At 62.4% G+C, this 25,343-nt stretch carries 12 protein-coding genes and 1 pseudogene; 1 reads left to right on the forward strand and 12 read right to left on the reverse strand.

The annotated features are described in order from the left end of the window. Positions 1–7 precede the first annotated feature (7 nt). The 10 genes from AC1DGD_RS20575 to AC1DGD_RS20620 all read right to left on the reverse strand — a co-directional run bounded on the left by AC1DGD_RS20575 (position 8) and on the right by AC1DGD_RS20620 (position 15,461). Positions 8–985, reverse strand: coding sequence for an ABC transporter permease (locus AC1DGD_RS20575; protein WP_364746433.1), 978 nt, complete (start codon positions 983–985; stop codon positions 8–10). Positions 986–1,124: 139 nt separating this feature from the next. Continuing rightward, positions 1,125–2,801: an ABC transporter substrate-binding protein gene (locus AC1DGD_RS20580; protein ID WP_476858058.1), complete on the reverse strand. Its 1,677-nt coding sequence runs from the start codon at positions 2,799–2,801 to the stop codon at positions 1,125–1,127. Between the two features lie 36 nt (positions 2,802–2,837). Continuing rightward, a complete protein-coding gene (locus AC1DGD_RS20585) occupies positions 2,838–3,854 on the reverse strand; it encodes a LacI family DNA-binding transcriptional regulator (protein ID WP_364746429.1) in 1,017 nt (338 codons plus the stop codon). 1,648 nt (positions 3,855–5,502) lie between these two features. Beyond that, the gene (locus AC1DGD_RS20590) at positions 5,503–6,789 is read right to left on the reverse strand and encodes an ATP-binding protein (protein ID WP_476858059.1); all 1,287 of its coding nucleotides are present in this window, start codon (positions 6,787–6,789) and stop codon (positions 5,503–5,505) included. Between the two features lie 14 nt (positions 6,790–6,803). After that, on the reverse strand, positions 6,804–7,676 hold the full coding sequence (gene proC, locus AC1DGD_RS20595) for a pyrroline-5-carboxylate reductase (RefSeq protein WP_476858060.1): 873 nt from the start codon (positions 7,674–7,676) through the stop codon (positions 6,804–6,806). 597 nt (positions 7,677–8,273) lie between these two features. Then, entirely contained in the window at positions 8,274–9,767 is a 1,494-nt protein-coding gene (locus AC1DGD_RS20600) for an aminopeptidase P family protein (protein ID WP_476858061.1), read from the reverse strand. A gap of 142 nt (positions 9,768–9,909) precedes the next feature. Next, positions 9,910–11,367, reverse strand: a complete 1,458-nt coding sequence (locus AC1DGD_RS20605; protein ID WP_476858062.1) for an APC family permease — start codon at positions 11,365–11,367, stop codon at positions 9,910–9,912. An 85-nt stretch (positions 11,368–11,452) separates the two neighbouring features. Further along, positions 11,453–13,027, reverse strand: a complete 1,575-nt coding sequence (locus AC1DGD_RS20610) for a hydantoinase B/oxoprolinase family protein (protein ID WP_476858063.1) — start codon at positions 13,025–13,027, stop codon at positions 11,453–11,455. Further along, the gene (locus AC1DGD_RS20615; protein ID WP_476858064.1) at positions 13,027–15,033 is read right to left on the reverse strand and encodes a hydantoinase/oxoprolinase family protein; all 2,007 of its coding nucleotides are present in this window, start codon (positions 15,031–15,033) and stop codon (positions 13,027–13,029) included. The genes AC1DGD_RS20610 and AC1DGD_RS20615 overlap by 1 nt, the downstream gene beginning before the upstream one ends. Beyond that, positions 15,030–15,461 (reverse strand): antibiotic biosynthesis monooxygenase family protein, encoded by a 432-nt coding sequence (locus tag AC1DGD_RS20620; protein ID WP_476858065.1) that lies wholly within the window; start codon positions 15,459–15,461, stop codon positions 15,030–15,032. The genes AC1DGD_RS20615 and AC1DGD_RS20620 overlap by 4 nt, the downstream gene beginning before the upstream one ends. A 511-nt stretch (positions 15,462–15,972) precedes the next feature. On the opposite strand from AC1DGD_RS20620, the gene AC1DGD_RS20625 reads away from it, so the two are divergent. Further along, a complete protein-coding gene (locus AC1DGD_RS20625) occupies positions 15,973–16,653 on the forward strand; it encodes a TetR/AcrR family transcriptional regulator (protein WP_476858066.1) in 681 nt (226 codons plus the stop codon). 1,069 nt (positions 16,654–17,722) lie between these two features. Here AC1DGD_RS20625 and AC1DGD_RS20630 read toward each other — a convergent pair. Continuing rightward, the gene (locus AC1DGD_RS20630; RefSeq protein ID WP_476858067.1) at positions 17,723–21,301 is read right to left on the reverse strand and encodes a proline dehydrogenase family protein; all 3,579 of its coding nucleotides are present in this window, start codon (positions 21,299–21,301) and stop codon (positions 17,723–17,725) included. 1,506 nt (positions 21,302–22,807) lie between these two features. Beyond that, positions 22,808–24,634 (reverse strand): annotated as a pseudogene (locus AC1DGD_RS20635) (glycoside hydrolase family 15 protein); the annotation flags it as partial. Positions 24,635–25,343 lie beyond the last annotated feature (709 nt).

Raw genomic sequence — 25,343 nt, forward strand, 5'->3', positions numbered from 1 at the left:
CCTGTTTCTAGCTGACCCGGACCCGGGGGTCCAGTCGTACGTAAATGATGTCGACCAGGAAGTTAGCTGCCAGCACGGCTGCGGTAATGGTGAGGAAGATGCCTTGGGTCAGCGGGTAGTCCAGCGCCTGGACAGAGGTCAGAAGCTGGTAGCCAATGCCCGGGTACGCGAACACGGTTTCGGTAAGGAGAGCGCCGCCGACGACGAAGCCAAGGGACATGCCGAACGACGTCACCGAAGGCAGCATGGCGTTGCGGGCCGCGTACTGGAACATGATCCGTGCCGGGCGGAGTCCCTTGGCCCGGGCCATCGTGATGTAGTCCTCGGCGGTGGTGGCGATCATCGTGTTACGCATCCCCAGCATCCACCCGCCGATGGAGACCAGAACGATGGTCAGGGCCGGGAGGACGAGATGCGCGGCTACGTCGCCGATGTATTCGAGGGAAAACGACGGGTTGAGGCCTGTGGAGAAGGCATGGTTCAGAGGCAGCCACCCGAGGGTTATCCCGAACAGATATAGAGCGGCCATGGCCAGCCAGAAGTAGGGAAATGATCCGACGAAAATCAGCAGCGGGGGAAAGACGGAATCCAGGAACTTTCCGCGCCGCCATGCTGCCAGAACGCCGAGGAGATTGCCCAGAATGACGGCAATAACCAGGGCGGTGCCGCCGAGCAGGAGGGTCCATCCGATTTGTGATGCGATCACTTCCGAAACGGGGGTGGGGAACCGGGAGAGCGAGATGCCCATGTCCCCGCGGAAGATGTTGCCGATGTACGCCAGATACTGCTCCCATAGCGGCCGGTCGTCCAGGCCGAAGAGCCGCCGGAGCGCATCCACCTGGTCGGGGCGCATCTGGGACTGTACCTGGGAGAACATTCGACTGACAGGGTCCCCGGGCATCAGCCTGGGGAGGAAGAAATTCAGGGTGATGCAGGCCCAGAAGGCGATGACGTAGAACCCCAGACGGCGGAGGAGGAATACCATGATTCCGCTTCTTTCTTGATGATTGTTGCGCCGCCCGGGGATCGGTCCGGGTCCGGCAGGTGGTAACGGTGCGGGGGCCGCATGTGCGGCGGACTTGGTGGCTGTCCGGGGCCGGTTGCCCCGGACAGCCACGAGATGGCTACTGCGCCGGCTTGAGCGAGGTCAGAACCAGCACGGTGGTGGCGGAGCGGACCGAAAGGGTCGCATACGGGTTATCGCTGCTGGGCCAGCCCGTGAATCGCTGGTCGGTGTAGGCGCCCCACGCCGGGCCTGAAAACAGCGGGATCACCGGGGCCGCGTCGTTGAAGCGGGCCTCCAGGGTGCCGACGAGGGTCTTCTGTGCTGCCGGGTCTGCCGTTGCCGCCATCTTGTCCAGGGTTGCGGTCGCTTCCGCGTCGCCAAAGCGGTGGTAGTTTTCGTTCGCCTTTTGCCCTGCCGGCACAACCACCTTCTGGGACATTACGCCGCGGTAGAACTCGTACGGGGACGCGCCGGCACTACTCCAGACGATGCCGCTGTCGAAGGATCCGTCGGTGTAGGAGGAGACGACCTGGGACCAGTCAGGGGAGCTGACTTCGACCTTAACGCCGAGTTTTTCCATGTTCTTGGAGATGATCTGGCCGACGGAGAGCCAGTCCGAAGATGCCGAGCCGACAGAGAACTTGAACTGGAACGGTTTGCCGTCCTTGAGGGTGCGGATGCCGTCGGCTCCCTTTTTGTAACCGGCGTCATCGAGCATCTGGTTGGCTTTGTCCACGTTCAGCTTGGTCCAGTCACATTTGTCGACGATGCTCTGGTCGCGCCAGCTATTGTAGGCGTCGCTGAGGCCGGTGCAGTCGGCCGGATGGGTGTAGCCCGCCATGCCCAGGCCGGTCACCTGATCGCGGTCCACGGCCATGCTGAGTGCTTTGCGGACGACGGAATCGTTAAAGGGAGCCTTGGTGGTGTTGAGCTGCCAGTTGATGGTGCCACCTATGGTGGGGTACCAGAAGTGGCGGTGGGCCGGATCCTTGTCGATAAAGGTTTTCTGGACGTTGGGGATGAACTGGTCGCTCCAATCCACATCGCCATTCTGCAGGGCGAGGTTGGCACCGGAGTTGCCGGCGAAGGCCAGCATCCTGATGCCGGTCAGCTGCTGCTTTTCCGGCTGCCAGTAGTTGGGATTCTTATCGAGCTCGAATGACTGTGCCTGGAAATGGGAGACCTGCGTGTAAGGACCCGTGCCGACCGGATTGTCGTTAGTGGCTTTTGCCGGGTCCGCGATCTGGGACCAGACATGCTTAGGGGCGATGACCTGCTGGCCGACTTCGTAAAGTCCGGGCGCGTAGGGCTTGTTGAAATCGAAGCGTACAGTGTGCGCATCTACGGCTGAGACCTTGGCCAAGTAGTCGAACCCGCCTTGGATCTTTTTCTGGAGCTCAAAGGTGTACACCACGTCATCGGCCGTCAGTGGCCGTCCGTCCGACCATTTGACCCCGTCGCGGAGGGTGAACGTCGCTCCCTTGCCGTCTTCGTCTGCCTTCCACGAAGCGCCGAGCCAGGGCACGGGTTCGCCCTTGACGGGGTTGACGATCAGCAGTGGCTCGAAGACCGACTGCTGCGTCATAGGCAGCGCCTTCGGGGAGAACGGGTTGAAGTTGCTGGTGAACGTTGCGGTGTCCTCCCGGGGGATGGTCAGGAGCCCGCTGGAGGCGCGTCCGCCGTTTGCTGTGCTTCCAGCTGTGTTTCCGGCGCTGCATCCGGTGAGAGTCAGGGCGCCGATCGCAAGTGTGGCTGCAACAACGGTCAGTGATCTTTTGGGGTTGATTTTGGGCATGAGGGAGCTCGTTTCGTCAGTGAAAGGGAGATGGGGTTAGCGGGTGGTGGACGTCAGGAGGGGCAGGCGCACGGATGTACGCTCCACCAGAGGGCATTCGACAATGTGTTGGAGCGGTGTTAGATCGCGGTTCGCTGCCAGTTTGGCCAGCAGCGCGACGCCGGTTGCCCCCATTTGCCGGAATGGCAGTGCGACAGTCGTCAGGCTGGGTCGCAGGTAGCTGGCGATAACTTCCTGGTTGTCGAAGCCAACCACGGAGATATCTTCCCCAATACGAAACCCTCGTTCTTTGATGGCGTCGTATGCGCCCATGGCCATACGGTCAGTGGCGCAGAAGATGGCCGTAGGCGGCACCGCGCTGTCAAGGAGGGAGGATGCCGCACGGTAGCCCTGGTCTGCCTCGCCGTCCTCGTTGATGATCAACTTCTCATCCAGGCCCATACCTGCCTGGTCCAGAGCGCGGATGTAACCGGCCCGGCGGCCGATGGCTGCTGGAATTACGGGATCAAGGTTGATGAGCCCTATCCGGTCGTGTCCGGCCCCGATGAGCCTCATAGTGGCGGCGTAGCCGCCCTGAGCCTCGTCAGGAATGACGGAATGGAGGGTGGCCGCTTCGTCAAAGCAGTGAACCAGGACCGTCGGCACCTCGTCTGCGACAGCCGGCAGCCGGACGCCCCTATGCCAGCTTGTTGCATAGATCAGACCCTCGACACGGTGCTCGAGCATCGTTTCGATTGCCTGCCGGTCGGCGTCACTGCTGCCGTCGGTGCTGGCGATCAGTAGTGTTTTACCCTCCCGCGCGGCCTGTTCCTCGGCGCCTCGGACGATGTCGGCGGCATAAGGCGCCGTAACAATTTCCGTGATCAGGCCGTAGAGCTTGGTGTGTTTGGCTGCCAGCGCTCGGGCTCCAGCGTTCGGGCGGTAGCCCAGTTCGGTCACGGCCCGGTGGACGCGGTCACGGGTTTCTTGTGGAATTCCGTTTCCCGTTCCGCCGTTTAGGACAAAGGAAACCGTCGTCCGAGAGACTCCGACATGGTTCGCGACATCCTGCATTGTCACTTTGGTCTGCCGAGGGTTCGTCTTCATTGACCGTCCGATGTCTAGTAATAAGGGCTGAACTTTGGATGAGAGTCTAGCTAAATCTACTGATGCGCGTTACTAACGCGCGTAAGTAGATGTGAGATAGAACATATCCCGCGTTGGGTTGGAGTGTCAAGCAGCGTGCGGAGGGTTGTCGGCGCCCTGTCGGATCTTCTGGGTGAACGAGAGAAAATCGCACTAGATAATCGAATCCCGCGAGACAAGTGGCGGGCCGGATATCCGCCGCCCTTGGCTCCCGACCCGTCCGGGTCGATTGGGCTGAACTCGAATTTCAGCCGGCGGCCTAGCCTTGACGCGACTCGATATCGGCCATAAGCGGGCTCTCCCCGCGGTCGAAGGAGCTAGGGTGAGGCTTCGTCCTGATCCGTGGAATTGGCCAATTTGGGGTGTGTACAAAGTACACACTTTGGGCTTCGGATCGGTTCGTACTGGTGCCGGATCGGGCCGGATTCCGCATGTTTCCGGGAGTTCCCAGTGTTTGCAAGGGCTGGAATGTAGTTCGAGTCCCACCTCGGGCACAGCATTCCCCCTCGTCAGAGGGGGTTTTTGCTTTAACGTGTATACATTGACCCTGCTCCGGTCCGTCTGACGCTTGTCGCGGATGGTGCCTGGCAGCCGCGGTGGCCTGTGAAGTTGTCTGGGTGGCGGGGTCAAGCGCCCTGGCTAGTGGTCCTCCGCGTGCTGGGATGTGGGGTCATCCTTTGCTCCTTTCTGACTGGTCCTGGAGGACCTGGTTGGCCTTGTACCTATTCATGCGTTGGGGTTGTGGTGATGACATGACCTCCACGAGATTCTTTCCAGATGCTTGGCCTTGATTCGCTGTTTCCTGGGGTCTGGGGGAGCAGCTGGTGGCCGTTTGTCCGGCCAAAGGGTGTTTACAGTGTCCACACTCGTGTCCACGTGATGCCGGTGCTCTTCGGTGACCTCCGCCTTGCCTTTTTCTTCTGACACGAGTTCATGCGCCCGTGAAGCCTGTGTGGTATGACTTTCCGCATGCGCGGGTGGATGCCCGCCCTGGACTGCGCGGACTGTGTCAGAAGCATCTCGGAATGGGGTGTGCGGGCCGGGGACCTGTTCTGTTGCTGTGGTTGATCAGTCATAACTGTCCATCACCGGAATGGCGGTTTTCGTCATGACTGACCGAGCTTTCTCGTCTACCTTGGTCGTTTCAGATTCCTCTGGCTCGTCATCCGACAGCGGCATCAACGTCGGTGGTCAGCCTGGCGTGATTGGTCGGAACCGAAGGCCCCGGCGCCGTCGTCGGAGATTGCCAGCGTCGGACGTTGTCGGTGAATGGCCGCGGGGCTGGGTCGGGGGAGGGCCGCCAGCTTTCTTGCGAGTTCGTGGATGGTGGGGCGGAAGAATTCCGATTTTCCAGCGTTCCAGGGTGCGTCCGCAAAGATGGCCAATACCGATGCTGTCGCGCATGTTCCGCGCTCAGCCCCGCAGTTTGGGAATGGCCGGTCAACTTTTGGAGTAGGCCCCCCAACGACACTCCCACGGGCTCCGCGCCGACTATGTCCGATCATAGTAGCGAGGCAATTGTCATGCCCCGTCCCGCGCCTTATGCTAGGCCAGCAAGGCTCGGAAGGGGGCCCATTCAGACACGTGCTATGCGCTCAATATCCTCAAGAAAGTCTTTGACCACAGCTTCAGTGACCGTTGCGCGCGTTCCTTCGATGGCCTGGAGGTAAGCCGATGTAGTAAGGGTCATCTCACTGGCCACAGACTGCTCGGACAGCACCGCAGATTCCAAGGCCTGCTGCGAGGCTTTTCTGGCGGCGAACTCGATGTCGGCGGGGGAGAACCGTTCACTGGCCTTGGCCAAAACTTCCAAATCAACATGCTGGGCGACAGCGGGTGGAATGTAGCGGTCCCAGATTGCCTGGCGGGCAGCCATGTCCGGGGGACCAATCGGAATGACATAGTCGAACCGGCCATGGCGCAGGAAGGCCTTGTCCAGTGAGCGGATGAAGTTGGTGGCGCAGATCAGGATTCGCCCCTCCTGCTCTCGAAATGCCGGAATGATTTTCAACAGCTCGTTCGTCACTCCTTGCAGTGGAGAAGTTGCTTCCCCTGAGCGGGCGGAAGCGATTTCCTCGACTTCATCAATAAATACGACCGCGTGTTCGAGTTGTCCGATGTCCAAGAAGACCTGGCGCAAGGCTCCGGCGAGACCTTGGGGATGGGCGGCCAATCGTGATGGGAACACTTCGACGAAAGGCCAGCCCAGCCGCGAAGCAACCGATTTCGCAAAGGTCGTCTTGCCGGTTCCTGGTGGGCCGAAGAGAACGACTGATCGTGGCGGCGTCACGCCGAGGGACCTGGCGAGTTCCGTGCGGGCAAGAGGAAGGATGAGGCGTTGTTCAATCAGGTGCTTCTCACGGTGCATTCCTGCCAGCGCGTTCCACAGCCCGTGAGGCAGGATCCGGCCACCAAGCTGGCTCAGGGGGCCGATCTCTTTGGGTTGTACCGGGATTGTTCTTTCGAAGTAATGCAAATCCTCTTCCACGCGGTAGTCGCTGTTACGGAAGGCCCGGATTCTTGTCTCTGATGCCGGGAGCAGGGCGGAAATCCTTCTGACGCTGTGAGAGGCGAGCCGTCCCTCGAGTCCGGCCAGGAGGGCGCTGCCCAGGCCTTGTTCCCGCCATTCCCTGGCCTGGGCGAGCAAGATGACCCAGGCCCGGTCGTCCTGGATTTTGACCGCTGCAGCGCCGACAACTTTCCCTTCAACAACGGCCACGACGGCAACCCCGGTGGAGCACGCCTCGATGATCTCCGCCAGGCTATACACGGGGTGCGCGGTCGCGGTCCTGGAGTCCTGCCAGACGTTTATGAGCCGGTCGAGATCATCCAGGTGGAAATCGCGGACACTCCATGGTTTCATTTGTTCGACTCCCGTTAGTAGGCGTTCTGGTGGCGGATGCGGTATCCGCCGAGTTCTTTGGCCCGCCGCACGGCAGCATCAGTGGCCTTCTCGAAGAGTTCTCGGATGCCTGCGTCTTCGAGCACCGAGACAGCTGCGGCCGTGGTCCCATTGGGGCTCGTGACCAGTTGGCGGAGTTCGCGCGGAGACTTGTCAGAGCTGGCCAGGAGTTCGCAGGCGCCTCTGAACGTCCCGTTGACCAGCAGCGCCGCCTGCTCCGGGGTGAACCCCTGGTGTTCGGCGACTGTGGTGAGCTGTTCGATCAGGAAGAATACGTAAGCCGGACCGGAACCCGCGATGCTCGTGATTTCATTGAGCTGGCCTTCTGGCACAGTAAGCACGGATCCTACGGTTCGGAACAAGGTCTCGGCCAGCGCGACATCGGCCATGGTTCCTCGGGTCCCGGCGCTCATGCCTGTTACGCCCTTTCCAACCAGTGCAGGAGTATTCGGCATGACACGGATGACTGAGACCGTGTCAGGCAATAGGGACTCGATTGTTTCGATCCTGATGCCCGCCGCGATGCTGACGATTACGGCCCCGGTCTCGACGGCCCCGGCGATCTGTTTGAGAACGTCCGGAAGGACGTCCGGCTTTACAGCGAGAACAACGATGCCTGCGCCTTTCACGGCCTTGATATTTGCCTCCGGATCCGCGGCAGTGTCAAAGCCGTGCACACCGTGGGTGTTGGTGAGTTCCTGCATCTGTGGATTCCATGGACCGGTGATGCGGATCCGGGGGGCAACCGTGGGATCCGCTTTGAGGAGGCCACGTACGATTGCTCCTCCCATGGCGCCGGCGCCGATGAAGGTGGTGAGGGGAAGGTGTCCCAGTTCGTTCCGGGTCATTCTTTGTTGTCCGTTCTTCTGTTCTTGCGGAGGATGACATTTTTCGGTTCAGCCTCTGGATCGCTGCGGCACCCTGAATCAAGTAACGGCCGGGACCGGGTTCGTCGAGGCTGCGCCTCCCGGTCTGCCAGTTGCCCCGACGGGGATTTCCGGGGCGCGAATATGGCTCTGGATTGACAGGAGATTCAATCCTTGGAGATGCTTCTTGCAGTTTCCGGATCGTGACCTTGGCCCGCCGGAGGAGTCCTTGGGCCGGCAGTGGGTCAGTGAGTACGCTCACGTGTTAATCCGAAGGGGACCTGGTCCGAGAGGGCCGCCGTGTAGTGCCCCGGATGGTATCTGGTGATTAGGATGCCGTACCGGGCTGTGTGCGTTGCAAGCTGTTGCAGCTCGTGGACGGCAGCGTCGAGCATTGCGTCGACGTGCTTTCGTCTGGTCACGATGATTTCGATTTGGTTGGCGGCGGTGGACATGTGAACACTTTCTCTGATCGTGGTCGTGTGATGGGACGGATGGATGTGTCGCTACCGAAGGCCGCTGATGGTGACTTGTGTGCGTTCGGCGAAGGTCCCCTATCCCGCTGGCTTGCTGTCGTTTTCAGGCAGTCGACCGGCGAATCCATGCTTCGATGTCCTGAGCTGTGCGCGGGATCGCGAGGGACAAATTTTCTGCGCCTTCGGCTGTTACCAGGATGTTGTCCTCAATGCGCACGCCGATCCCGCGTAGCTCCTCAGGCACTGTGAGGTCATCAGGCTGGAAGTAGAGTCCGGGCTCGATGGTGAACACCATGCCGGGCTCGAGGACGCCGTCGAGGTACAACTCGCGGCGGGCCTGCGCGCAGTCGTGGACGTCGAGGCCGAGGTGATGACTGGTCCCGTGAACCATGTAGCGGCGGTGTTGCTGGTTGTCCTCCTCCAGCGCCTCTTCGGCACTGACCGACAGCAGACCCCATTCGGCGGTTTTGCGGGCGATGACTGCCATGGCGGCGTCGTGGATTTCGCGGAATCGGATGCCCGGCCGAACGACGGCAAACGCTGCATCCGCCGCTTCAAGCACGGCGTCGTGCACTTTCCGCTGGGCCGCCGAGTATGTCCCGTTCGCCGGAAAGGTCCGAGTGATGTCGGCGGTGTAGTAGCTGTCCATCTCCACGCCGGCGTCGAGGAGCACGAGATCACCGTCGGCGGCCGGGCCACTGTTATGGGTCCAGTGCAGGATGCACGCGTGGGCACCTGCTGCGGCAATGGTGTTGTAGCCGACGGTGTTACCTTCAGCGCGGGCGCGACCGTTGAAAACGCCCTCGATGAGCCTCTCGCCCCGGGCGTGACTGCGGATGCGGGGCAGATCGGCAAGGACATCCGAGAACCCGCGCCCTGTGGCGGCGATCGCCGCCCGCAGCTGCGCCACCTCATAGGGGTCTTTGACGAGTCGGAGTTCGGAGAGGTCGCGTGCGAATGCAGCGTCTCGCTCCGCATCGTCCTGGCAGCGGATCCCGAGCTGCGCGGACAGCTCGGGGTCTGCTTCAATTACTGTGACAGTCGGGTACATCTCAGCAGCTCCTCCTGCCGTGACCTGTTCAAGGACGATGTCCAGCTCGGCGATGCCGCGGGTCTCGATGCCGAGGCCGGCGGCGACTTGCGCGAGCGAGGGCCTCGGGCCGGTCCAGAATTCGCCGATTTCCGGGTTCGAGTAGAACTCGTCAGAGTCGCGGCCTGCACGTTCGCGGAAGTACAGCGTTATCTGGTGGCCGTCGTGGTTGGGTTCGAAGACGAGAACGGCTCCGGGTTCGGAATCGCTGCCCCATCCGGTGAGCCAGGCAAACGCCGAGTGTGCGCGGAACATGTAGTCCATGTCGTTCGCACGGCGCTTGAGTCTGCCGGCCGGGACGAGGAGTCGCACTCCGGGGTACAGGTCGGAGATACGGCGCCGTCGTTCAGCGGCGAACGCCGCCTGCTCCCGGGCCTGGGGCAGGATTTCGGCTCGTTCGGCCCAATTGCTGCCGATGTACGTCTTGAAGCTTGCGGAGTTCGGGGTGGTTGAGCGGTTGGAGGAGGGGCTGGTGCGGATCGGAATGATCGTCTCGGCCGGGGTCATGGAGTCCACCTTCTAAGGGGTGCCGCGCGGATCGCGCTGGGGTGGGAGCCTGGTTGTCATACCGGGCGTGAGCTACCTTTTTCGGCAGGCTGCGTATCGGCATGGCTGATCATGCGACAGCCATGCCGATACGCGAGCTGGCCTACTCCAGGCCGAAGCGGCCGATGCCTTCGTAGAGGCGAGGGGTGCGGTATCGCATCCATAGTGCACGGGCGACACCGATCGCGAGGACAACGAGGTTGACGCCGGGGAGGATCCAGTTGATTGGACCCGTCTGCGTGGTGTAGAACTCCATGTTCGCCAGTACCAGGTAGACAACCACCGCGAGGGCTAGTGCTGAAAGCGCCGGGGCGACGTAGACCGTCCACGCGGATTGGCCGCGCCGGTCCCGCATGAAGAAGGCGACGACGGCGATTGCGGTGAGGCATTCCATGGCGGGGATACTGACTGCTACCGGCACACTTCCGAGGACGAAGAGGTCCAGATAGGGGTCCAGTCCTGCGATGACGCACAGCAGAATCACGACCAGTGTGAAGATGCTGTGGGCGAGGCTGGCGACCCAGGGGGCGTTGGTGCGGCGGGAACGGCGAGCGAACACGGCCGGAATCACCCGGTCACGCGAAAGTGCGTGAAGGTATCGCGTCGTGGCGTTGTGGAAGGCGCTCACGGAGGCGAACCAGCTGAATACGACGAGGACGGAGATGAGGTTCGCGAACCAGTCGCCGACGTATTGCCGGGCGGCGATGGCGAACATTTCGGTGGGTGTTGCGTTTGCGACGTCCACTACTGTCGATCCGAACGCCTGGACGATCGACCAGGCGACGAATGACTGCAACAGTGCGATGACGGCGATGGAACCGAACGTTGCACGTCGCAGTGTCCGGACGGGGTGCTTCGCCTCTTCGCGGAACAGTGCTGTTGCCTCGAATCCCGCGAAGGCTGCGAAGACGACGAGGAGAACGACGCCGATCTGCCCTTCCGCGATGGCACCCGGGCTGAACGCATCGAGGGACAGTCCTTCGGCGCCTCCCTGGGCGACGACGGCTATCCCAAGGGTGGCGAGCACGGTCACCTCGGCGATCATGAAGAATCCGAGCACGCGCAGGTTGAGTTCGACGTTCAGCTGTCCCAGAATGCCCATCACCACGACGCCGCCGAGTGCCCACACGGGCCAGGGAACGGCCACGCCAAACAGTGACTGGGCCGTCTGTTCGGCAAACACCGCGAACGGGCCGACTGCTCCGGCTGATACTAGGGCGTATGACAGTGCTGCGACGAAGGCGACACCGATGCCGAGGGGCCGGCCGAGTCCCGCCGTGATGTACGAGAAGAGTGCGCCTGCGTTCGGGACGAATCTGGTCATGGCCACGTACCCGACTGCGAACAGCGCGAGGAATCCGCCGGCGATGAGGAACATCGCGGCAGTACCAATGCCGCCGCGGCCGATGGCCAATGGAATTGACCCGACAGCGAACCCGAGGGGTGCGGCGGCGGCGATCACGAAAAAGATGATGTGTCGGGCGCCCAGCGTTCCGGACGGTGCATCCTTCCGGACTTCTTCACCCGGTGCGGTCGCAATATTCGCGGACCTGTCAGTCATGGCGTTCCCTTTCGATGTGAGCTGCGTAAGCTGATTTCTGGTGAGACTGGCAGGTGTTTCCTGCGGCTGCGGGGACGCGTCGTGGTCATTGGGGAGTCCCGAAGCCGCCGCCGCCACCGGTGAGGATCCGCAGTTCGTCCCCCGACTCGAGCCACAGCCCATTGACTTTCAGGAGATCCGATCGTTGAATGCTGCCGGTAATTTCCACTCGGGGTGCTTCGCCGGGAGATCCGCCGTCGAGACCCCATGCGGGGGTAATGGAGCGGTCGAGCCAGAGGAAGAGTTGAGTGGGTTCCTCGAACCGGTAGCTCCGGACGATGCCGTTTCCGCCTCTGTGACGGCCCGCGCCGCCGGAGCCCTGGCGGATCGCGTATTGCGTCACGGTGACGGGATAGCGGGATTCGAGCGCTTCGACCGGGGTGTTCCGGAAGCTTCCGTTGAGGACGTTGATGAGTCCGTCGGCTCCGTTTGCACGGTCCGATGCGCCCCAACCGCCGGCGTGGGCCTCGACGCAGAGGTAGTCTGTGCCGCGCAAGTCCTTGCCGGCAAAGTAGGTGATCATTGAGTCGCCGAACTGGGCGGCTGTTACACGGCCCGGCAGAACTTCCGCGAAGGCGCTGATGAAGAGATCGACCAGGAGTCCGAGGGTGGTGTAGTACCAACCGCAGGCCGCGGGTTCTTCTGCGTGGTGAACGGACCCGGGTCGCGTGAGCACCTCCACGTTCCGGAAGCATCCGCCGTCGAATGAGCGTTCGGATGCGAACAGCAATTTGTAGGCCACGCGGACGGCGGCGACCGCCTGGGCGCGGCCGCAGTTGATGGGGCCGGCTGTCGAGTCGGGGCTTTCCGTCAGGTCGACGGTCAGTTTGTCTCCAGCCACAGTGATATTGATCGGGATCCTGATGGGGCTGCCTAGTACGATGCCGTCGTTGTCCATGCAGCCGCTTCCGGTATAGACACCGTCGGGAATGGCGTTGACGGTCTCCCTGTCGGACTCCTCGCTCTGACGGAAGATCTCGTCGCGTGCCGCCTCGACGACGCCGATGCTGAATCGGTTCACGATCTCGAGCATTCGACGCTGGCCAATCCGGCACGATGAGATCATGGCGTTGATATCGCCGACGATGAGCTCGCCGCTCCGGCTGTTTCGCCGGATGATGTCAATGATGTCGTGGTTCGGGCCTTGCGCAGTGCAGATCTTTACTGGTCCGAGCAGGAGACCTTCCTGGTACACCTCGGTCGTTTCAGTTCCTCCGCCCGGATCCTTGCCGCCGACGTCCGTCACATCACCCCGGACAGCAACAAATCCGATGATTTCGCCGTCAGAGTGGACGGGTGCGAAAAGGGTGACGTCGTTGACATGGGTGCCCTGAATGTAGGGGTCGTTCAGAATGACAACGTCGCCCTCGTCGAGCCAGTCGGTCCCGCCCCGTCGCCGGAGCGTCTCTTTGATCGCTTCGTCAAGGTTCCCCAGGAACAGGGGCAGGCCACTGGACTGACCCAGGACGTCGGCATTGCGGTCAAGGATGGCGACGGCGGCGTCCTCGTTCTCATAGAGAAGAGGTTGAAAGGCAGATCGCACGAGTGTCGCGTGCATGTCTTCTGCAGCGGAAAGAAAGAGGTTGCGGACGATCTCTGTCGTCACTACGTCGGAGCTCATTAGCCGACCTTTCTGAGAATCATGGTACCGAATGCGCCGCGCACTGCCTGCCACGACGGGGGGAGAAGGGTTGTTGAGCCGTCTTCCTGGATGACTGCGGGCCCGTTGACTGGCGTGGCGCCGAGTGCGCTGCGATGTACCACCCGTGCTTCGTGATCGGAGCCGTCAATCCGTACCTTCCGGACGGATTCCGCGGGGATATCTGAACCGGATCCGGCCGATTCGGCCGGTGCCGACCCGACGCGTCCGACGGCAGCGAGCCGGACGTTGACGAACTCGACCGGTGCGTCCGGCATGGAGTGCCCGTACCGGCGTCGGTAGGCGTCGTGGAAGAGCGCGACGGAATCTTCTCCTTCAGCGATACCCACGGATATTGCGTGCTCCTGGCCGACATAGCGCATATCCGCCGCGAGCTCAAAGCTCTGGTCAGCGGTGGGCACGCGCTCCGCGTCCAGCAGCGACGAGCCCTGGTCCCTTAGCTGCCGGCTGGTCTCACGGAAAGCCTGAAGGACATCACGGTCGTCCGCGAGACCCGAGATTGGGGCGGAAACGTCGTGCCGGATATCGGCGTGCAGCATCCCCCAGGCCGAAAGAACACCCGTCGCGAACGGGACGATGACTTCCCGGATGCCGAGCTCGTCCGCGAGGGCGGCCCCGTGGAGGGGGCCCGCACCGCCAAACGCAACAAGCGCAAAATCGCGGGCGTCGATCCCTCTCCGCATGGTGAGTGTGCGGATCGCGTTGGCCATCATGCCGTTTGCAACGGCGATAATGCCTTCAGCTGCGGCCTCCGGATCGATTTCGAGGGCTTTGCCTAGCCTGCCGACGGCCATCTCGGCAGCCTCGAGACTCAGCGCCATCCGTCCCCCGAGGAACCAGCCCGGATCGATTCGGCCCAGGACCACTTGGGCGTCGGTCACCGTCGGCTCTGTGCCGCCCTGTCCGTAGCACGCCGGGCCAGGATCGGATCCGGCGCTTTTCGGGCCTACCCGGAGACCTCCGGATTCCGCTCGCGCAATCGATCCGCCCCCGGCTCCGATGGTGTGCAGTTCGACCACCGGCATCCGCATGACCTGGTCAGCGATCTCGCCTTCCGTCGCAAGTGTCATCCTGCCATCAACCACCAGGCTCACGTCCGAGGATGTCCCGCCCATGTCGATGGCGATCAGGTTCGGCCGGTCGAGTGAGCGGGCGAGAGTTTCCGCCGCGACAACTCCTCCGGCTGGTCCGCTGAGGATTGTCTGGATCGGCTGGCGTGCGACCAGTTTCGCGGAACAGATCCCTCCGCTCGACCGCATGACCTGCAGCGGAGCAGTGCAACGCCGCTTGTCCAGTTCGACGGTGAGGGCGGAGAGGTAGCGGTCTACCGTGCGTGCCACGTATCCCGTGGCCAACGTGGTGGACGTCCGCTCGAACTCGCCCTGCTCCGGAGAGACTTCGTGGGAGAGGACAACGGAGGCGCCGGGGACCAGGCAGGCAAGGCCTTCGCGCAGGAGAATCTCGTTGGCTGGATTGCGGTGTGCATGGAGGAAGGAGACCGCGACACTGGTGATGCCCTCAGCCATAAGCCACTTCGCAACACGCTGGATATCGTCTTTCTGCAGAGGGCGTTCCACGGAACCGTCATGGCGGACCCGCTCATCCACGCTCAGGATGTCATCGCTGGCGACGAGCGGCTTTGGACGCTCAGGGGTAAGGCTCCAGATGTCCTTGTTCCCGCTACGACCCAGAACCGGAACATCCTCAAACCCGGCTGAGGTGATAAGAGCGATGCGCTCACCGCTGCGGGACAAAAGGGCGTTCAGGCCGGCGGTTGTCCCATGAACCAGGAATTCGATGTCCTCGGTGATGCCCAGCTCATCCAGGCCATGGAGCATCCCGACGCTGGGATTGGCCGGTGTGCTGAGGACTTTGTGGAGGAGGGTTGTGCCATCGCGTTTGTCCTGCACCACGATGTCGGTGAAGGTTCCGCCGATGTCCACTCCAACCCGTAGGTCTTTCGTCATTTTGTTTCCCTTATTGTTTGAATTGCTTCCGACTGGAAAATGACAGTCGGTGGCTCTGTGGGTTTTGAACCGGGACGGGCAGTCCGGAAGTCATGTATTGCCGACAGCTCGGCTTCGCCGAGCCGACCGTCCGTATGGTCCAGCAGAGGATTGAGTTCCGCGACGTCGAGGGCCCGGTCCGGGTTCTGAAGCCACGCCTGGTAGGCCGATTCGGACTCCCAGAGGGCACTCACGACAACACAATCCTGATCCGGGAGCTGTACCCGGATTTCCGCCGCCATACACCCGGGCTGGGCGATGGACCTCGTGAGGACGCCACGGATCGCGTAGAAGTCCAGGACATCCTGAACGCGGCCAGGGCGGGGTTTCAAGTGGAGCTGTGTCCTGATCATGAGAGCCTTCCGGTCTGCTGTCTCGCTATGGAGCATCCCTGGAGCGGGTCGCCCACGTCATGAAAATCTTGTCGGCCGATGAAGCAGGACGACGTCTTTGTCACCATTTTGCGAAAGCCTCGGACACTCGCCGCGAACCGTTTCTATCGAATGACCGATATGCCCAGCTGGTGGGTGTGCGCTTCGTGCTTGTTGTGGCGGAGTTAACATTTTCGCTTGTTCGAGCGTCCCATCTCCGACAATACCTGTCAAGTGATAGGTAGTGTAATCTTTTGAAAAGCGGATCGTCAGTTTCGCTGAGCGACCATGGACGGAGAGTTGCCGCGCGGCACTAACCCCGCACGAGCATGGGGGACTGGTGGCCAATTCAGCTGAGCCGGCGCACTCTGGGACGATGACCGGCGGCGAAGGCGGAAGAGGGGAGAACGTCGCTGCGAGGCGAAGACGAGACGGGCAGTGTGCTTGCGTGCCGGGGCAGATGTCGCCAGTTCTGAGACCGGATTGCTCCGCCGGAGTGTCCTAGGGGCTCGCATGAAAGGATAAAGCTATGCCTACCGAAGTAAGACCAGTCCGCTCCGGTCGTCCACGCCGTGTCCCCGACTCCGATACCGAGCACTCGCCCCGCGAGCAAATCCTCGACGCCGCCGCGGCGCTTTTCGTCGAAAACGGATTCACCGCTACCTCGACTCGCGCAATCGCCGAGCGTGTCGGTATCCGCCAGGCCTCGCTCTATTACCACTTCGCGAACAAGGAAGAGATGCTCGACGAGCTCCTGACCGCCTCCGTTCGCCCCGGCCTCGAAGTCGTTCGCCGCCTTGAGGCCCTCGTGCCCGCTTCAGCCAGCGCGCCCAGTGCCCTTTACGCAGCGGTAGTTCTTGATACAAGGACACTAATCGGGGCCGCGCACAACTTCGCCATTTTATGGCTGCTGCCGGAGGTACAGAGTGAGCGCTACGACAAGTTCCGCCTCGAGCGCCAAGAGCTGCAGCAAGCCTACGGACGGCTGGGGGCCGCTGCTGCATCGGAGGTGGTAGCAGCTACAGTCTCGGAGGAACAATTGGGCGCGATCTTAATTCACATGACCGAGCTGATCAGCCAACTGCGCCGAACGGGCGAGCCGGACATCTCTTATCTGGAAGTGATTGCTGCAACTTCCCTGCGGGTGTGTGGTCTAGACGCCGCCGCTATTGAAGCCGCAGTCGCCGAATCTGAATGTCTGCTCGCCTGAGTGAGGGGCGACGAATCGCCGGACCTGCTTGATCGCGGAAACCGTATCACTAAGACCTAGTCTGCAAAATCCTGCATCAGGATCCGTTCAAGCGGAACGTAGTGGCCACTACCGAACCGGGGCCGAGGGCTGGGGTGCCGACTCGCCGGCGGCGTCGCGATGGGCCCGGGGGAGTGGACTCACAGGCGGCGCGTGCAACGCGAGTTGGCGCAGGGTGGGCGGGTGCATGGCGCTGTCGTTGACGGACAGGTGGTTCCGTGACCCGCTCGGTCGGTCGTCAAGCATCTGGGCCAATTAGACCAGGGCCTCCCAGTTGCGAGGATGGGAGGCCCTGGTGGCCTGAAAATTCCGGTCAGAACAGGAAATTGCGTCGGGGCAGGGGACGTCGGTTCCTGTCATCACGACGGTAGGACCTCATAACGGTCCTTTGTCCGTTCAGACACGAAGCTCGTGGGGTCACATGAGAGGTGGAAGGGAGCTAGTCGGTTTCCGGCCCGCAACAGTAGTGGCAACCGTCTTCACAGCCTTCCTGGGAGGACGGGGGGAAGGCCCAGGTCACAGATTCGCCGCTGTTGGACCGCTTGGTTCTCCCCTCCGTAAGAAGGTCGGTATCTGCTGCCGGGCTTGGGGGCGCCCACCATCCGGTGAGGGGGCGGTGTTCGCCGGTTTTCGCTTCGCGGGCTTTGTGCACCTTCTTGCTGTGGACCTGCCTGCGGGGAATGCGCTTTTTCATCGTTACTTCGATCTGGGGTCGTCTTTGAACTATGCGTGCTCTTTGGTATCCCACGTCATCAGTCCGGCGGAAACGCCTCCGGCACCCGTGGTGAGAAGGACCAGCCCTGCGCCAAATGTCAGCGTGGACGTGGCGATGACTGTGCAAACAATGCCTGCCGTTATGAGCAACAGCATCGTTGAGAGGTGGATACGGAACATGCTGGCCTTTCGGTTTCTTGATCTCGGGAGGAGCTGACCGCGTTGCTGTCTGTGTGGCGTGTGCCTGCATGGGTGGGGGTGGGGCCGGGTCCGTTCATTGACGTGGCAGTGGAGGGACCCGGCCGGTCCGGTTCGATTAGATGAGCGCGTCGGACAGGTGGTTCGGGGTACCGAACCGGTGTGCGGTGATTGAGACTGCCTGCTCCCGGAGGAAGGTCAGCAGTTCGACCCGGCTGGCGGCGACGACGTCGTTGGCGTAGATGGCCACGTCCGGCCTGCCGCCGGCGGCCTCGGCTGTTGCCGCGGCCGGGCCGCCAATCAGGCGGATACGGACACCGGAGTCCGGTCCGGTCTTGGCCGCATATTGCTGGACCCGGGCGGCCCAGGCTGTTGCGTTTTCCACGACCATGACTACTCCGGAGTCCCCGAGGATTTTGGCGAGGGCATCGGTGAGCGGCTCGGTGGTGCTGACTGTCACCGCATTGAGCTCCGGCCGTCCGCCCCAGGCGGTCACGCCGGCGGAGACGACGCGCAATAGCTCGGCCAGGCCGTGCCCGGACGTGGCAGCTTCGTAGCGGACGGTTACCGGTACAGGCCGGTAGCGGAAGACGTTCCGCTCGGACCGGAGTCCGGAGACGTCACGGGCTGCACCGAATTCCGTCGTCCATGCCTCGGTGTCGGACATCAGGGCGGCTTCAAGCCATGTTACATCCGCTGCGGTGATGGATCCGGCGCTGGCCATGTCCGCGGCTGCGGTCAGGATTTGCCGGGCAGGCCCTGCTGTCCGGGCCAAGGGGACCGTCCGGATCGGGGCGTCCTTCCAAGATCCGAGGCCGACCAGGTAGTTGGGGCCGCCGGCCTTGGTGCCGGTCCCGACGGCGGATTTCTTCCATCCGCCGAAGGGCTGGCGCCGCACGATTGCTCCGGTAATGCCGCGGTTGATGTAGAGGTTGCCGGCCTGGACGTTGTCCAGCCAGTAGTTCATCTCGGCAGGGTCCAGGGAGTGCAGGCCGGAGGTCAGGCCGTAGTCGATGTCGTTGACGATGCTGACCGCTTCTTCCAGGGTGTCGGCGGTCATGACTCCCAGGATGGGCCCGAAGTATTCGGTCTTGTGGTACTCGCTGCCGCGCCTGACACCGGTACGTACGCCGGGGCTCCAGAGCTTGCCGCTGTCATCGACTTTGCGGGGTTCGAGCACCCACTGCTCTCCGGCGCCGAGAGTGGTGAGTCCGCGAAGCAGCTTCCCCTTCGCCGGTTCGATGACGGGTCCCATCTGGGTTTGTGGGTCAAGCGGGTATCCGACCTTCAGGGACCGGGCGGCGTCGACCAGCTGCTGGTTGAAGCGGCGCGAGGTTGCGACTGGCCCGACGAGGATGACCAGTGATGCTGCGGAGCATTTCTGTCCGGCGTGTCCAAATGCGGATTGCACGACGTCGCGGGCGGCGAGGTCCAGGTCGGCGCTGGGCGTGACGATGATGGCGTTTTTGCCGCTGGTCTCGGCGAGCAGGGGCAGGTCCTTGCGGAAGGACCGGAACAGTTCGGCGGTCTCGTACCCGCCGGTGAGGATGAGCCGGTCCACAGAGGGGTGGGATACCAGTGCGGTACCCACGTCCCGCGTGGCTACCTGTACGTATTGCAGGACGTCCCGGTCAATACCTGCTTCGTCGAAGGCTTCCCAGAGTGCCTCGACCATGACAGCACCGCAACGGCGTGCCTGCCGGGCAGGCTTGATGACAACCGAGGAACCGGCGGCCAGGGCCGCGAGGACGGATCCGGCCGGGATGGCGACGGGAAAGTTCCACGGGGGAGTGACGACGGTCAGCTTTGAGGGGATGAACTCTGCACCGTCGACGTTGTCCAGGTTCTTGGCCAGTTCAGCGTAATAGTGCGCGAAGTCGATGGCTTCGGAAACCTCGGGGTCTCCCTGGTCCAGGGTTTTGCCGCATTCTGATGCCATGACTTCCAGCAGCTCGCCCCTGCGTGCTTCGAGGCGGACGCCTGCGCGGTGGAGCACGGCGGCGCGCTCCGTGCCGGTGAGGGCACCCCAGGCAGTGCCGCGGGCAACGGCCGTTTCGATGACGGTTTCCAGTTCGTCCCTGGTGCCCAGCTCGTACGCCTCGGCCGTTGCTACGCCCAAACGTGAGAACGGGACGTGGTTCAAAATGGCCCGGCCCCACGCACGGTTGGCGGGCAGGTCAGGGTCGGTGTCGGGGGTGTTGGCGAAGCTGGCCGTCGGCCCGCCGTAACCAATTCCGCCCATTTCAAGCCGTGCCCGGGAAGTCGCCTCGGTCAAGGCGGCGTCCGCGTCAAAGCGAGTCCGGTCCTGGACGCGGTTGGGCCCGGGAACCGTATCCGTGAGGGCAGCGAGGGATGCCAGGAAGCGCTGCTTCTCGCGTTCGAACAGGGCTTCGTTTTTGTCCAGTTCGAAGACTGCAGACATGAAGTTTTCCTGGCTCGCGCCTTCTTCCAGGCGGCGGATCAGGTAGGCGATGGCCACGTCGAACTCGCGGGGATGCACGACCGGGGTGTAGAGCAGCAGGGTCCCGACATCGCGTTTGACGGCTTCGGCCTGTCCGGTGGCCATGCCCAGGAGCATTTCAAATTCAACGCCGGAGGTGATCCCGCGGGCCTTGCCCAACAGGTGGGCAAGGGCGACGTCGAACAGGTTGTGCCCGGCGACACCGATCCGGACGTTCCGGATCCTTTCGGGCGTCAGGGAGTAGTCGATCACAGCCTTGTAGGAAGTGTCGGAGTCCTGCTTGGTGCCCCACGTTGCCAGCGGCCAGCCGTGCAGGTCTGCATCGACCAGTTCCATAGGCAGATTGGCGCCCTTGACCACGCGGACCTTGACCGGGGCGCCACCGTTTGCGGTGCGGGCTGCCGCCCAGTCCTGCAGTCCAATCATGGCGCCCAAGGCGTCGGGCAGGTAAGCCTGCAGGACGATCCCGGCTTCAAGACTGCGAAATTCCGGCATCTCGAGCAGCCGGGTGAAGACCGCTATGGTCAGGTCGAGGTCTTTGTATTCCTCCATGTCCAGGTTGATGAACTTTCGCGGGGTGGAGGAGGCCGCGAGCTGGTACAGCGGGGCGAGCTTTTCCACGATATAGCCGACTGCTTCGTCGAAGGCCCAGTGGTTGTGCGGGGCCACGGTGGATGAAACCTTGATGGACACGTAGTCAACGTCCGGGCGCGCCAGGAGCTTCCGCGTGCCCTCAAGCCGGCGTGATGCTTCACCTTCACCGAGGATGGCCTCACCGAGCAGGTTTACGTTGAGCCTGATCCCGTCTTTCTTGATCTTGCCGATCGAACGGCCGAGCTTGGCGTCGGTTGCGTCCACGATCAGATGGCTGACCATTTCACGCAGTACCTTGCGGGCAACCGGGATCACCACGCCTGGCACAACGGGTGCGAGGGAACCGCCAAGGGCGACGGCGGATTTCATGTACCACGGCAGGAAGGCAGGGACTTTCGGTGCCAGGACCTTCAGGTTCCTTGCTGCGACCGACTTGTCCTCGGGACGGATGACACCGTCAACGAAGCCGACCGTGAAGTCCAGGCCCTGCGGGTCCTTCAGAACACCGGCCAACTGCGTGGCGGCGGCGTCGACGGGAACTTTTGCTCCCTCAGCCAGCCAGCGCCGGACCAATGTCACCGCCTCCTCGGCCAGATCAACGGGTCGGACCAGCTCGGCGCTGGTCCCTGCTGTGTTAGTCATGGGCGTACTCCTCGAATGTGGGTTTTGTTGGCACTTGGCGGGCCCGAGCACCCCAAATGGCCCCGCGGCGCCGGGAGGCATCTGGAAATCTGCAGGTTCGTATCGGGCCAGATCCTTGCCGTGGGCAACGGCGCATGATCGTCCGCGCACACGCACATACTGTCCAACGTGAACCGTCGCCCTTCACTGGCGGGCAAGTTTCATCAAACGGCCAAGTGCTACGGGTACCGCTTTGCGAAAGCTTCAGTCCTCGGGCCCGATTCAGTAACGGGTGTCCCGCCCGCGCCCAGGCAGGCAGGTGAAAAAGGGCGGCTGCTCAACCGGTGCAAACGGGATAACAAGCCACTGCCCCCCGTAGAACTCCACGTAAGAGTCCGGAGGGCAACCGGCATAGGCTTCTTCTCGTGTCATGCTAACCAATCCTGTCGGACCATGTAGTGAAGTTGATTATGTTGATCACAGCTACGGAGCATCCCCGAAGGGGCCCGCTGGCGTGTGGAATATTTTGCCGACCGATGAAGCAGGACGACGTCTTTGTCACCTCGATATTTCAGCAAAGGCTCGGCCACCCGCTCCCGACCGTTTCTATCGAACGACCGATATGTCCAGCGTCCCACCTCTGCCAATACCTGTCAAGTGATAGTTATCCTAATTTCTGGAAAAGCGTGTCGTCAGTTCGCGGACGGCCACTGGCGGAGAGTTGCCGCGCGGAACTAACGCCGCACGTAAGGGCTGCGAAGGAGCTATCACTGGTCCTAATCTGCAGATTCTGCAATCGGATCTCTTCAGGTTGACGTAACGTGGGTCATCGGCCCGTTGAAATCGTTGGGGGAGCACCGGGAAGCGGGGCCCGGGAAATGGGTATATCTACCTAATCGTCTTCCGGCGGACGGACTTCATCGAACCCTCGGACTACACCGCTGGCTCCGTGGGCTCGGGATAGCTTCTCCTGAAGGCCGTCTGCCTGCTGCGCAGCCAGATCCAGGTCTGTAACGGCTGTCATGATGCCCAGGGTGCTTTCGGAGTGGCTGGCGCGGTAGTGCCTGCCGGCGGCCGTACCGCGGTGCCATTCGGCTAACTGTCTGAGCACCTGCTCAATCGAGCGCTGGCTGTCTACGAGATTGCCCAGGATTACGTAACTGTCCGAGGGACTCTCCAGGTCACGTGTACCGTGAGCGAGCTGTCGCGCTGCATCCGCCATGCGTTGTGAATCTTTGTCGCAGCGCTGGAATGGGCCGAACCTGACGAGAGTGCAGAGGCCGCTTCAGGAAACGTCTGAGCATGATGTTCTTGGGAAAGCAATGACCGGTTCCGTTGACGTCGGCAGGGCAATTTGATGCTCTCCATGACGGGCTGGCGTTGCCGGATATCAACGCTGACGTTCCTCCCCGTGCACGGCGACGGCAGCGGACGACGCTGCATGATGCGGAACTGAAAGTCGCGCAGGTCGCGTCGTTCAGGGGCCCACAGTCGGCAATGTGCTCAGCAGCATCCGCTTTGCTGATCTCACGTAGGCGTATTGACCGCCATGCTGAGCCGGTCCACGCTGTGCATTGCGTCGGCGGCACGCACCAGGGCCAAATGGGAAAAGGCCTGCGGGAAGTTGCCGGCCATCCGCAGTTCCTGCGGAGCGAATTCTTCGCTGAGCAGCCCCAGCTCGTTGGAGAACCCCACCAGGGTGTCCATGAGTGCTCTGGCCTCTTGCCACCGGTTCGTGCGGGCGTACTGCTCCACCAACCAGAAGGAACAGGCAAGAAACGGATGCTCGCCTGGTTCCAGCCCATCGATGCCCGTTTCGGTCCGGTAGCGCAGCAAGAGGCCGTGCTCAGTCATGAGCTCCCTCTCCAGCTGCGCGACGGTGCCAATCATGTGCTCGTCGTCGTAAGCGAGGAAGCCGACCTGCGGCAGAGTCAACAACGCTGCGTCGGTTGTGTGGCCGCCGTAGGTTTGGGTGAACGAGTCAAGCTCGCGGTTGAAACCCCGGTCCATGATTTCGGTCCGCAGCCGCCCCCGCAGTTCGTCCCAGTGCTCCGCAGGTCCGGGGAGTCCGTGGTCTCGCACCGCCCGGACCCCGCAATCGAAGGCCGCCCACATCATGACCCTGGAATGCGTGAAGTACTCGGCCGTGCCTCGAATCTCCCACAGACCGCAGTCCTTGTCATCGAAGTGCCTCTCCACGTAGCCCAGTAGGGCCCGCTGAAGCGCCCAGGAGAAGGGGTCTTCCTTGCCGCCGGCGAGGCGCAGCCGCTCAAGGGCCACCATGACTTCGCCCACGACATCCGCCTGGTATTGCGCGACCGCAGCGTTTCCGATCCGCACCGGCCTGGCGTCCTGGTACCCCGGGAGGTGGTCCAGCACCCTCTCGGGCAACTCGCGTTCACCGGCGACGCCGTACATGATCTGAATATCCTCGGGGTCGCCGGCCAGGGCTCGAAGCAGCCAGTTGCGCCACTTCAAGGCCTCGGATTCATACCCGTGAGTTAACATGGCCTCCAGCGTCAACGCCGCATCGCGAAGCCAGCAGTAGCGGTAGTCCCAATTGCGCGAACCGCCGAAATCCTCAGGCAAGGAGGTCGTCGGAGCGGCGACGATCCCGCCGGTCTCGTAGTGGGTCAGGGCGCGCAGCACCAGCAGCGACCGCTTGACGTCCACCCCATAGGCTCCGTCTTTGCGGCAATGGCCACCCCACGTGGTCCAATAGCTCACCGCCTCACCGAGGGCAGCGTCAAAATCCAGCGGTGCCGGAGCTTCCCGGTATGACGGAAACCATGTCATCTCGAAGTCCACAGTCTCGCCCGGCGAGACGACGAAATTCCCGACATGCACACGGTCGTGGGCTTCCGGCAAATGCCGGCCGTGTAAGGCCCAGGCATCTGGGCCGGCCATGGCCAGCAGTACATTGCCCCCGGTGGCGTTGCGTACGCGGCTCATCCAGGGCCTGAGTGCCCCGTAGTGCGGCCGCATGCTGATTTCCAGGCGCACCGGAACGGATCCGTGAAGCCCGGTAACCCGGCGCAAGAGCGAGGACTGGCCCCGTCCGACCGGCATAAAGTCCGTCACACTGAGCTGGCCGCCTGTGGCGCGCCATGTGGTCTCCACGACGAAGGTCGACTCCCGATACTGACGGGATACGACCACTGCATCGGGCTGGGCCGGTGCCAGCAGCCACCGACCGTGGTCCTCGTTGCCCAGCAGTGCCCCAAATATGGACGGTGAGTCAAAGCGCGGGAAGCACAACCAGTCCACACTCCCGCTCCTGGACACGAGGGCCCCGGTGGCCAGGTCCGACAAGAGTGCGTAGTCCTCAATGGGTGCCGCCATGCCTCCAGCTAAGCACGAGGAGGCATCTTTGGAGACCCCTGTCGCCTGCCCATTGGGGCGGAGCCCTCTACTCTCCCGCATGCCTTGGTCAAACGCCGATAATGGGCCTTCTGTCCGCCGCGACAGAAGCGCCTGATGCTGCGGCTGACCGGAATTTTGTTCCGGAAGGCTCCTGGCGCAGAATGCAGAACAGCCGCACCTCGGCGTGGGTGCGGCTGGTGGCTGCAATGCTATGACTTGGCCAATTTGGCGTGTGTACATTGTGCACATTTTGGGCTGCGGATCGGGTCGTACTCGTGCCGGACTGGCCCGGATTCCGCATGTTTCCGGGGGATCCCAGTGTTCGCAGGGGCTGGAATGCAGTTCGAGTCCCACCTCGGGCACAGTGTTTCCCTGTCCAGGGGCTTGTGGGCCTCTGAATGTGTACGAATCTCTTTTTATGGGCCCCTGCGGGGCCCATTTTTGTTGGTGGCGGCTGGTCTGGCGGCTCCTTTTCTTGGCTTGGACAGCGCTGTTGCTGCTTACGCGTTCATGGCCGGGAGCGCCTGGAACGGCCTGACTTGCTGCGACTTGGGATCACTCGGGCCTCGTTCCTTGCTGTTTGTGCCGGACGTGGTCGGCCTTGTACCTGTTCATCTCCCGGAGTTGTGGTGATGACATGACCTGAGGGATGTTTCTGGGAGATTGTCTGGTCCTCGATTCGTTCCTTTTCTTGGCCGGG

This window comes from Arthrobacter sp. 05T45 (assembly GCF_056395875.1).

What these genes read in the sequence shown, in the direction of transcription:
- AC1DGD_RS20575 (WP_364746433.1), bottom strand. Translation starts at nt 985, where the DNA reads ATGGTATTCCTCCTCCGCCGTCTGGGGTTCTACGTCATCGCCTTCTGG.
- AC1DGD_RS20580 (WP_476858058.1), bottom strand. Translation starts at nt 2,801, where the DNA reads ATGCCCAAAATCAACCCCAAAAGATCACTGACCGTTGTTGCAGCCACA.
- AC1DGD_RS20585 (WP_364746429.1), bottom strand. Translation starts at nt 3,854, where the DNA reads ATGCAGGATGTCGCGAACCATGTCGGAGTCTCTCGGACGACGGTTTCC.
- AC1DGD_RS20590 (WP_476858059.1), bottom strand. Translation starts at nt 6,789, where the DNA reads ATGAAACCATGGAGTGTCCGCGATTTCCACCTGGATGATCTCGACCGG.
- proC (WP_476858060.1), bottom strand. Translation starts at nt 7,676, where the DNA reads ATGACCCGGAACGAACTGGGACACCTTCCCCTCACCACCTTCATCGGC.
- AC1DGD_RS20600 (WP_476858061.1), bottom strand. Translation starts at nt 9,767, where the DNA reads ATGACCCCGGCCGAGACGATCATTCCGATCCGCACCAGCCCCTCCTCC.
- AC1DGD_RS20605 (WP_476858062.1), bottom strand. Translation starts at nt 11,367, where the DNA reads ATGACTGACAGGTCCGCGAATATTGCGACCGCACCGGGTGAAGAAGTC.
- AC1DGD_RS20610 (WP_476858063.1), bottom strand. Translation starts at nt 13,027, where the DNA reads ATGAGCTCCGACGTAGTGACGACAGAGATCGTCCGCAACCTCTTTCTT.
- AC1DGD_RS20615 (WP_476858064.1), bottom strand. Translation starts at nt 15,033, where the DNA reads ATGACGAAAGACCTACGGGTTGGAGTGGACATCGGCGGAACCTTCACC.
- AC1DGD_RS20620 (WP_476858065.1), bottom strand. Translation starts at nt 15,461, where the DNA reads ATGCTCCATAGCGAGACAGCAGACCGGAAGGCTCTCATGATCAGGACA.
- AC1DGD_RS20625 (WP_476858066.1), top strand. Translation starts at nt 15,973, where the DNA reads ATGCCTACCGAAGTAAGACCAGTCCGCTCCGGTCGTCCACGCCGTGTC.
- AC1DGD_RS20630 (WP_476858067.1), bottom strand. Translation starts at nt 21,301, where the DNA reads ATGACTAACACAGCAGGGACCAGCGCCGAGCTGGTCCGACCCGTTGAT.